Origin of the sequence: Limosilactobacillus kribbianus (assembly GCF_026413145.1) — a bacterium.
Lineage (GTDB): Bacteria > Bacillota > Bacilli > Lactobacillales > Lactobacillaceae > Limosilactobacillus > Limosilactobacillus kribbianus.
In genome coordinates this window covers 1-8663 of the sequence record NZ_JAOVYZ010000063.1, presented here as the reverse complement: position 1 = coordinate 8663, position 8663 = coordinate 1, and the positions used below count along the sequence as shown (strand labels likewise).

Annotated in this window: 12 protein-coding genes; 4 read left to right on the top strand and 8 right to left on the bottom strand. The window is 47.4% G+C overall.

The window, feature by feature from the left end:
* Positions 1 to 717: 717 nt before the first annotated feature.
* Complete coding sequence (locus tag OCT58_RS09535; RefSeq protein WP_267202608.1) at positions 718 to 1506, bottom strand: PhzF family phenazine biosynthesis protein; 789 nt, start codon at positions 1504 to 1506, stop codon at positions 718 to 720.
* A gap of 97 nt (positions 1507 to 1603) precedes the next feature.
* Here OCT58_RS09535 and OCT58_RS09530 point away from each other — a divergent pair, with 97 nt between their 5' ends.
* Positions 1604 to 2473, top strand: a complete 870-nt coding sequence (locus OCT58_RS09530; RefSeq protein ID WP_267202607.1) for a LysR family transcriptional regulator — start codon at positions 1604 to 1606, stop codon at positions 2471 to 2473.
* A 97-nt stretch (positions 2474 to 2570) separates the two neighbouring features.
* Here the strand turns inward: OCT58_RS09530 and OCT58_RS09525 are convergent, their stop codons facing one another.
* The 6 genes from OCT58_RS09525 to OCT58_RS09500 all read right to left on the bottom strand — a co-directional run bounded on the left by OCT58_RS09525 (position 2571) and on the right by OCT58_RS09500 (position 5984).
* On the bottom strand, positions 2571 to 3110 hold the full coding sequence (locus OCT58_RS09525; RefSeq protein ID WP_267202606.1) for a flavodoxin family protein: 540 nt from the start codon (positions 3108 to 3110) through the stop codon (positions 2571 to 2573).
* Between the two features lie 66 nt (positions 3111 to 3176).
* Complete coding sequence (locus OCT58_RS09520) at positions 3177 to 3338, bottom strand: hypothetical protein (protein ID WP_267202605.1); 162 nt, start codon at positions 3336 to 3338, stop codon at positions 3177 to 3179.
* A complete protein-coding gene (locus tag OCT58_RS09515; RefSeq protein WP_267202604.1) occupies positions 3331 to 3645 on the bottom strand; it encodes a MazG-like family protein in 315 nt (104 codons plus the stop codon). Before OCT58_RS09515 ends, OCT58_RS09520 begins: the two co-directional genes overlap by 8 nt.
* A 72-nt stretch (positions 3646 to 3717) precedes the next feature.
* Positions 3718 to 4434 (bottom strand): DUF6557 family protein, encoded by a 717-nt coding sequence (locus OCT58_RS09510; RefSeq protein WP_267202603.1) that lies wholly within the window; start codon positions 4432 to 4434, stop codon positions 3718 to 3720.
* Positions 4435 to 4529: 95 nt separating this feature from the next.
* A complete protein-coding gene (lplA, locus tag OCT58_RS09505) occupies positions 4530 to 5543 on the bottom strand; it encodes a lipoate--protein ligase (protein ID WP_267202602.1) in 1014 nt (337 codons plus the stop codon).
* 3 nt (positions 5544 to 5546) lie between these two features.
* Positions 5547 to 5984: an OsmC family protein gene (locus OCT58_RS09500; RefSeq protein ID WP_267202601.1), complete on the bottom strand. Its 438-nt coding sequence runs from the start codon at positions 5982 to 5984 to the stop codon at positions 5547 to 5549.
* A gap of 177 nt (positions 5985 to 6161) precedes the next feature.
* Between OCT58_RS09500 and OCT58_RS09495 the strand changes: the two genes are divergently transcribed.
* Complete coding sequence (locus OCT58_RS09495) at positions 6162 to 6644, top strand: flavodoxin (protein ID WP_267202600.1); 483 nt, start codon at positions 6162 to 6164, stop codon at positions 6642 to 6644.
* Positions 6645 to 6697: 53 nt separating this feature from the next.
* Here the strand turns inward: OCT58_RS09495 and OCT58_RS09490 are convergent, their stop codons facing one another.
* Positions 6698 to 7468 (bottom strand): SDR family NAD(P)-dependent oxidoreductase, encoded by a 771-nt coding sequence (locus OCT58_RS09490; protein ID WP_267202599.1) that lies wholly within the window; start codon positions 7466 to 7468, stop codon positions 6698 to 6700.
* A gap of 119 nt (positions 7469 to 7587) precedes the next feature.
* Between OCT58_RS09490 and OCT58_RS09485 the strand changes: the two genes are divergently transcribed.
* Complete coding sequence (locus OCT58_RS09485) at positions 7588 to 8076, top strand: TetR/AcrR family transcriptional regulator (protein ID WP_267202598.1); 489 nt, start codon at positions 7588 to 7590, stop codon at positions 8074 to 8076.
* 158 nt (positions 8077 to 8234) lie between these two features.
* Positions 8235 to 8663, top strand: a 429-nt coding sequence (locus OCT58_RS09480) for a helix-turn-helix domain-containing protein (RefSeq protein WP_267202597.1), incomplete at its 3' end; no start/stop codon positions are given.

Sequence of the window (8663 nt, the reverse complement as noted above, 5' to 3'; positions counted from 1 at the left end):
AATTGGGACTCGTTATTCTCCTGAGAATGCTTTATACTGTTCATAGCGTAAGAACTCCTTTACTTTGGTGTGAACAGTTAAAGTATAACGCAGGAGCTTCTTGCGTTTTTTCTATTTTTATAATAAGAAAGCCAGGGATAGCGGTGATTAGCCGTTATTCCTGGCTTTCAAGTTTCAGAATTGAATCAGAAAGTTGAATATTTCTACCGGGCTGACGTTAATGAAGGAATCCGGCGATTGAATTACTTGTATTTGAACAATCATGACTAGCAATGATGAAAATAGAAAACAAATAACAACTCAATACACAACAAAAACGAAGCAAAGCGCTTGCGTGAATGCCAAAAATCTGTATAATAATTCCTGTTTAGAGAGAACTATCCCTTAAGTTTCACATCATAATTGAAGTTTTTTCTAACAAGGAGAGCCGTCTGCATTTGTAGGAGAATGCAAACGGCTTTTTATCATGCAGATGTGAGAGGACTTCAAAAGCTGAAATAATATAGGTGAATATAAGTGATTCAAATAATTTTTGAATTAAATTGCATTAAAACTATAATTTTAATGACAGGTTGCTAAATAGAGAGAGCAGCAATTAGCAATTCCCTCTTAGACTAGAGATATTGCTAATTGCTGCTTTTATTTTAATTGAATAGTTTTCAAGGACTCTTACAATTTTCAGCATTTCTTCTAAGGTGATACTCAGCTGTTGTTGAGTCACTCTTCAATTTTCAGTTCGTCAACTGAGTACAGAACCGCATCCCCAGACAGCGAAACGCGGTCGCCCTGATCCTCACAGTACAAAACACCAGTCCGCGGCGAAGCTTGAAATGCCGTGATTTGCTGCTTGCCAAGCTGCTGAGCCCAGTAAGGAACAATCTGGCAATGCGAGCTGCCCGTCACTGGATCTTCTAGTACGTTTAACTTAGGAGCAAAACAACGGGAAACCGAATCATACTTGGGCTCGTCGCTTGCTGCGGTAATATTTTGTAGTAAGCCCGGTAACTTTGCTAATTCAGCCGCATCAGGCTGATAATTGCGCACGTCCGCTGCGCTTGGCAAGATACACATCAGGTCGCGGGCCAAGTAAGCTGCCAGCGGCCGCACTCCGAACGTCGCGGTCATTTCGTCCGTCACCGGAATTTGGTTGAGCGGATAGCTTGGGAAGTTCATTTGGTAGTGACCATCAACGTAAGCTACCGTCACCTCGCCACTCTTGGTCTCAAAACGCACCAGATTGGACGTTGGCTGGCAGTATTGGAAAACTACGAAGCCGCTGGCCAGCGTTGCGTGGCCACACAGGTCAATTTCACCGCCTGGTGTGAACCAGCGTAATTGATACTTGTCCGTCCCGTCCTTAACCAGATAGGCAGTTTCGGACAGCATGTTTTCCTTAGCAATATTCTGCAGGACCTCATCGCCCGGGAAATGGTCCATCAGGCAGACGTCGGCGGGATTACCCGCAAAGAGTTGATCGGTAAAGGCATCGACGTGGTACATTTTCATAATTGAATCCCCCTATTAATTGTTAATTCACATTCTAATCTGCTAAGCTTAATAAGTGAAACGAATAATTTTTATCTTACAATAAGGAGTGCTTATCATGAATCGTCTCTTAGCCTTTTTGGCGATTATCAAAACCGGTTCTTTTACCGCCGCTGCCAGGGAACTCGGCTACACCCAATCGGCCGTCAGCCAGATGATTAATGCCTTGGAGGAAGAACTGGGCGTTAAGCTCTTGGCCCGTTCTCAGCACCACGTTCAACTGACGCCCGCTGGCAAACAGCTGCTCCCCCTGATTCGCCAGGCAAGCAAGGACTGGCAGACAACTCAGGAGCGAGCTGCGGAAATTCGTGGTCTCAAGTCCGCCGTGGTTCGTATCGGAACGATCGAGAGCATCTCCGCCCACTGGTTGCCGCGCTTAATTCGTGGGTTTCGTCAGCTCCACCCGACCGTTCAGTTCGTGATGCTCCAGGGAGACTACACTACGATTCCCCAGTGGGTGGCGGACAACGAGGTCGACTTTGGTTTCTGTAATCCCCTCGCACGGCCTGATATCGACGTCCGCTACATCAAAAGTGGCGATTTACGGGCGATCCTTCCTGCAGATCATCCCCTCGCCCGCCGGGAATTCCTGACCCTTCAGGACCTCGCCCAGGAACCCTACTTAATGTTAGAAGAGGGATTGTACAGTGAGCCCCTGGCCGCTTTTGGTGCGGCGGGAATCGAACCGAATATCGTTACCCGAATCCACGATGACTTCACAATCATGTCCATGGTCGAGGCCGGACTGGGCTTCAGCATCCTTGCAGAGCTGGTCTTGCAAAAACAGAGTTACCATATCAGGGCGGTCCCACTCCACCCAAATCTGCAACGACAAATCGGGATTGTTCAGCGCAATCCAAGCCTGATGCCGATCGCCAGTCAGCAATTCATCGACTACATGCTGGCACATCGGGACGAACTGCCATAATGTTTGATCTATCGACTACAATAATTTTTCGTTATTTATAAATGAAATTGCATTGGATAACTAAAAAAGCCCGCCGAAAAGCGGACTTTTCTTTATGCTAATGAATGCTTTCACCTAGCTTGCGCGCTTCCTGAACGTGCTGCTGGAGCTTCTGGTTGTTCCAGGAGTCGGCAGCCAGGACCGAGCCGAACAGATCCCAACGCATGTACTTCAGCAACTGCTTGAAGTACAGATTGAGTGAAGCAAAGGCATCCTCCTGACCGTAGCCACTGACCAGGGTAATGGCCTGCTTGCCGCCATGCAGCTCGTGGTTATAACTGTAGAAACGGTCGATGACGGCCTTCAGCGCGGAATTAATTCCGTAGTAGTACAATGAGCTGACCAGAACGACGATGTCCGCGTCCAAGAGCTTGGGCATGACTTCATTTTTAATGACATCGTTTGGTTCGATTTCGACTTCTGCGCCGGTATGGTTATCTTCCAGCTGAATCAGTGAAAAGTCCTTGATCCGCCGCCCTGCGTCAAAGCGGTAAACCTCATTGCCGGCCGCCTTAGCCCCGGCAACGAAGGCATCGGCCAACTGTTCTGACGTTCCCGGATGGTGTGGACTCCCGGTTAAGACAACAATTTTCTTCATGTGCTGATCCCCCTTTTATTAGTTCTTACTTAATTATAGTAAGCGCCGAGTCAAAAGAGAAATATTTTATCTTGATGATTTTCCATGCCTTTTTTGCATATTGCTGATTCGCGCTGCCTTCTCTTGATCGGCTAGGTAGAGCTTGAAGAAAACGTTCATCGGCAATAAACAGGCGCCGTAGACCAGTGCCTGGCGCTTGGTCAAGTGCCCTTTCTTTTTCTTAGTCATTGAGGTCACTTTGCTTGATGAAGACACCGTCCGCAGTTGTCTTGCCATGACGGCCGGAGATCTCGTTGTAGGCCGCCGTCAGCGCTGCCTTGTGATCGACGCCAACCAGCTTGCTGAAGATTAGCAGAGCGACCTGAAGATCACCGATGCTGTCGATTAGCTTAGCGCGCTTCTCCTTATTGTAAGCGGCCGACAGCTCACCCAGTTCTTCGGCCATTTTCATGAATTCAACTCGCGGATCGGCCGAGTCAATCTGGCGTTCGTGCGCCCATTCCATGATTTTGGCGTTCAATTCTTCATAGGTCATTGTATCCATCCCCTCTTCGTTCTTGTCCTCTATCATAAGCAAGTGGGAGTAATTTGCCAATGCGTAGCCAAATCAGTTTGCTTTCTTTTTTACTATTGCCGGATCAACTTGGCACAAAATTTTCTTCACCTTAACCGCCTCCCGGTCTAGGGAATGGCTAACGAGCATCCCCGAGAGTTCTATAATCTCATGCTGAAGCTGGTGCTCATAGCGGTCAAAATGATCCTCGTCTGTAATGTCAATGCCAAACATCTCAGACAGTTCCTTACGATTATGGGCCGCGGAGCTTTTCAGCTTGCCTTTTTTGATTTCCTTATCGGCTTTTTTAAGTTGGTGAATCTCCTTTTTAAGGCCCTCTTGACGATACCCAAACCAGGACATTTCATACATAATATCAACCAATAGTTCATTCATGTAGTACTTTGTTCGCCAGGTCTTAATGATCAAGTATCCTAATGTTTCTGCCATTGGCGTCAGCTCATAGCCATAGGTCGGATACATCGCGCCCAACTGATCGGCCCGCTGTAAATTAAAACGGGGCGATACCATTAGGAGATCATTATCTAGCTTATGGCTAACGAAGAAAACATAATTGCTGTCATCTTCTGTGACCCGCGGTTTTTGCTTCAAGATATATTTCAGATATTTCTTTAGCTGTTTCTTGCAAGCTTTATGACCATACTTTTCAAGTGTCCGCGGCTGAATGTACTTATCAAGATACATGTTGATTAAGACTTTATGTTTAGCATGCTTAAAGGCTTGATAGACTGTCACCACTTGTTTCCCCATTGTCTCCCATCCTTCCTAGAAATCCGTTCATTCTACACTTTTATTGTAAAAGAAAAGGACCTCATTTCAAAGAACGAAGCCCATGTACTAATAAACTATTCCTGCCGCATCAACAGATCGATAATCTCCTCTTTGGGGATGGCACCGAAATAGTCTGCCAGATTCAGCTTACTCAGTGCTTCGGTCACCGCCGCACGGTCATAACGAGTGCCAATCAGTTGCTGCTCGAATTCGTCCATCGCCTTTTGGCCGAAGAAGTCCCCGTAGGTCTTGAGATACTTAATCCGACCGTTTTCGATTTGCAGGCGAAAGTCCACGGTCCCCTGGGCAAAATGTTGGCGGTGCTGAATGGCCGAAGCCGGGGACTTGCCGTAAATCCAATCCCAATTGCGATAAACATCCTCATTAAGCTTCTCGACCGCCTGCTTGGTGGCGTCGTCCAGGACGCATTCCTTGGCCTGGGAAAGGTCGCTGACCCCGAGAATCTTCTTGGCTAGGGTGTCCCTGAACTGCTCAATCGTCAGGTTTTGGTATTCTGGTGCGAAGTACGGCTTCAGGTTGGTGACCCGACTATGGACGGACTTAATCCCCTTAGAGACAATCTTGTCTGCAGGAACGTTTAGGGCCTTGCCGATCACGTCTAGGTCGACGTCGTACATCAAAGTACCATGGGAGAACATCCGCCCCTTCTCCGTCTTCATGGCATTGCCGGAAAACTTCTTGCCATTGATCTGGAGGTCGTTGCGTCCAGCCAGCTCGGCATCCTTGGCCCCCATCTCATGGAGAGCCTCCAAGACGGGCTCGGTAAACTTACGGAAGTTGCCGATCGAGTCGCCATCATCCTTGGTGATGAAGCTAAAGCTGACGTTGCCAAAGTCGTCGTAGACTGCCCCACCACCAGACGTCCGACGGGTCACGATGACCTGGTGCTGTTTGACGTAATCGAGGTTAACCTCTTCATAGGCATCCTGGTAGCGGCCCAGGATGATGCATGGGGAGTTGATGTAGAAATACAGGATTGGCTCGTCCAGTTCGGCGTGCTCCATCAGGTAGGTCTCCAGGGCCAGGTTATAGCGAATATCGGTGCTGTTGGTTACAAGATACTTCATTTTCTACGCCTCTTCTTCGTCAAAATTAAAGTCATCAACCAGATGAACGGTCAGATTGCCGCTCCCCTTCAGGAGCTTGTCAACCGGGCAGCGCGTCTCAGCCTTGTCGAGGATTGCCTGGGCCGTTTCCCGATCAACCTCTGGAATCTTGACCTGGCAGTCCAGCCAAAACTGGAAGCCGGGGTTATCGAACCCCATCTTAATCCCGACGCGGACAACACTGGCATGCTTCAAGCCGCGGCGCTTCTCCTCGGCCTCGATCGTTGCGTTCAGGCAGGTGGCTAGGGCCAAGCCAACCAGCTGCTCGGGATTTGTTCCCGGATCTGCGGAAACTGGGTTAGCGGTAGTGACTTGCAGGTCGCCGCCGTTGATCACCTTGGCAACTCCGTGGATGCCCGCACGGTTTTCAACAACGGTATGGTACAGAACTTTTTCAGACATTATGATCCTTCCTTTGCAAACGGCTTCAACTTATTCTAGACAGCTGAAGTTCGAATGTCCACTATTTTAGCTTGGTCCCCCTCGTATGCAGTAATTACATAATTAAGTGCTAAGATTAGGCATTTTACACCGGCTGTCGAACATGCTATATTTACTTACAGAAAGGAAGTGCTGAATATGGCAAAAACACTTGTACTTTATTACTCAGCAACTAACACCACCAAGAAGGTTGCCGAACAAATCGCCCAACGGTTGAATGCGGACATCGCGGAGATTCATCCCGCCCAGCCCTACACGAGTGCGGACCTGAACTGGCACGACTCCCAGTCCCGGACCTCGATTGAACAGCATACACACGATACCCGGGTTGCAATCAAGGATGATCTGCCTGACATCAGCGGCTACGACAACATCGTCATTGGTCACCCGATCTGGTGGGCAATTCCGCCGCGCTTCATCACGACGGTCATTGATCACCTCAACCTCAATGGCAAGAAGCTAGCCCTTTTTGCCACGTCCGGTGGGGCCTCCTATGACCGTTCACAGAGCAACATCGAGCGGGCCGTTAAGGAAAACGGCTATGATGTTAAAGTTGGCCAGGGGGCCGTTCTGAACTCCCCTGCCGCTATTGATAGCTGGATTAAGAATTTGAATTTTTAACTAAATAAAGGGATGACGATTTTTGCTTTCGTCATCCCTTTTTCAAACAGTTCTTAATCAAGATCGCCCTTCATGTAGTCTGGCATGGCACGGGTAAAGCCTTCGTACACACCGAGGTTATTTAAGCCGTTGTCGACCGTCAAGTCCTGACCGTTGACATAACTACTGAGATCACTGGCCAAGAAAAGTGAGGCATGAGCAATTTCAATCGGTTGGGCAGCCCGTTTCCCTGGCAAAGCTGGTTCCACCTGCTTGATAAAGTCATCAGGGGCCATTGGCGTTTTAACGCATCCCGGCAAGATTGCATTAACCCGAATATTATCATCCCCCAAGCGGAGCGCGTAGGAACGGGTTAACCCCCGTAAACCCCACTTGGAAGTTGAATAGGCGGTGTACTGGCACCCAGTGGCACCGGCTCCTGAGCTGATGTTAATGATGGAACCACTCTTTTGCTTTTTCATCAATGGCAAGACCGCCTCAATTCCAAGCATGGGACCAGTCAGATTTATAGCCATTACATTATTCCATTCATCAAGAGTCTTCGTGGTTAACGGAGCAATCCCGGCATTATTTACCAAGACATCCACTCGCTCAAGGCTCCTAACCAGTTTTGCCCATGATTCCATGTTACGAACATCGAGATGCTGGTACTGGGCCTGACCACCGGCAGCTTGGATATTTTCGACAACCTCGCCACCGTGATCGTCATTAATGTCGGCGATAATGACTTGAGCACCTTCCCTAGCGAAGAGTTCCGCTGTCGTTTTCCCCATTCCACTAGTAGCACCCGTAATGATTGCCACTTTTTGATCTAACATTCCCATTGTTATTCCCCTTTTCCTTTCAATCTGTTCGCTTGATATTATGTGTTAAAATGAACAAGGTCTCAATGGACAAATCTTGCAATAATGTGGTGTGAAGTATGAATAGTAGAGCTAAAATTATGGCAGCTTTTAAACAGATGTTTACTGAACAGCCGCTTAACACAATTACCGTTACTGCGTTAGCGAGACGAGCAAACGTTAATCGCAAAACTTATTACCAGTATTTTTACACACTGACCGACGTCCTTCAGGCGATTGAAGATGAACTGCTGCAGGAGATTGAGAACGTAATTGCTAAGGTCCAGCCGTTAACAATTGAAAATCTCACATTGGGCCTGAATCAACTGGCACGTAAAAACTATCATTTTTGTAAGGCGCTTATTAAGAACAATCAAAATGATTTTTTCTTAGTGCGCGGCAAAGATTTGTTTAAGCAGGGATTAGCCAAGCGGATTGGTGCTGATCTAGCTGATCCAATTGTTGATTTGCGGCTGGAATGCATCAGCGCGGGAGTCACGGATCTTTATGATTACTGGATTGTTAATTATCCAGAATTGCCGGATAAGAAACTAGTTGAAGTCTTACAAAGCGTTTTAAATGAACTCTAAATAAAAGAAGTCTGCAACTCGGCTATAAAAATTGAATTGCAAACTCCTTTTTAGGAATGGCAGATTGTAAAATTTAAGTTGAACATTTAAGTGGACAGAAAAACCCATCAAGGTCTTTAATGGTGTTACCGTACAATCCATTAGAAAGAAGGACCTTGATGGGCACCACTATTTTATCATTCCAGAACCGTGTTGTCATTGAAACACTTCATAATGAAGGACGTTCCTTGCGATACATCGCTAACTACTTAGGCTTTAGTAAGGCCACCATCTTTAACGAACTTCACCGGCTAAATAGTGAGTACCGGGCTGAGCTAGCGCAAACTGACTTTGAACGCAAGGTTAGTCAACGGGGGCGGAAGTCTTCGCTCACTAAAAACCTTAAACACTTGATCGAGGAAAAGATTCAAGTCCAGAAGTGGTCCCCTGAACAAGTTGCCCATGTAGTTGGAATTGCCTACAAGACGGTCTATAACTGGATTGATCAAAAATGGCTTGATGTGCAGTTATCTGATTTGCCTGATCATGGAATACGTCGCCATCGCGCTAAAGAAAAGCGTGGTACATTCAGTCACGGCCGCTCCATT

Coding starts and splice junctions, on each gene's coding strand:
- OCT58_RS09515 (WP_267202604.1), bottom strand. CDS start 3,645: ATGACCTATGAAGAATTGAACGCCAAAATCATGGAATGGGCGCACGAA.
- OCT58_RS09525 (WP_267202606.1), bottom strand. CDS start 3,110: ATGAAGAAAATTGTTGTCTTAACCGGGAGTCCACACCATCCGGGAACG.
- OCT58_RS09535 (WP_267202608.1), bottom strand. CDS start 1,506: ATGAAAATGTACCACGTCGATGCCTTTACCGATCAACTCTTTGCGGGT.
- OCT58_RS09520 (WP_267202605.1), bottom strand. CDS start 3,338: ATGACTAAGAAAAAGAAAGGGCACTTGACCAAGCGCCAGGCACTGGTC.
- OCT58_RS09500 (WP_267202601.1), bottom strand. CDS start 5,984: ATGTCTGAAAAAGTTCTGTACCATACCGTTGTTGAAAACCGTGCGGGC.
- lplA (WP_267202602.1), bottom strand. CDS start 5,543: ATGAAGTATCTTGTAACCAACAGCACCGATATTCGCTATAACCTGGCC.
- OCT58_RS09485 (WP_267202598.1), top strand. CDS start 7,588: ATGGCAGCTTTTAAACAGATGTTTACTGAACAGCCGCTTAACACAATT.
- OCT58_RS09510 (WP_267202603.1), bottom strand. CDS start 4,434: ATGGGGAAACAAGTGGTGACAGTCTATCAAGCCTTTAAGCATGCTAAA.
- OCT58_RS09530 (WP_267202607.1), top strand. CDS start 1,604: ATGAATCGTCTCTTAGCCTTTTTGGCGATTATCAAAACCGGTTCTTTT.
- OCT58_RS09495 (WP_267202600.1), top strand. CDS start 6,162: ATGGCAAAAACACTTGTACTTTATTACTCAGCAACTAACACCACCAAG.
- OCT58_RS09490 (WP_267202599.1), bottom strand. CDS start 7,468: ATGGGAATGTTAGATCAAAAAGTGGCAATCATTACGGGTGCTACTAGT.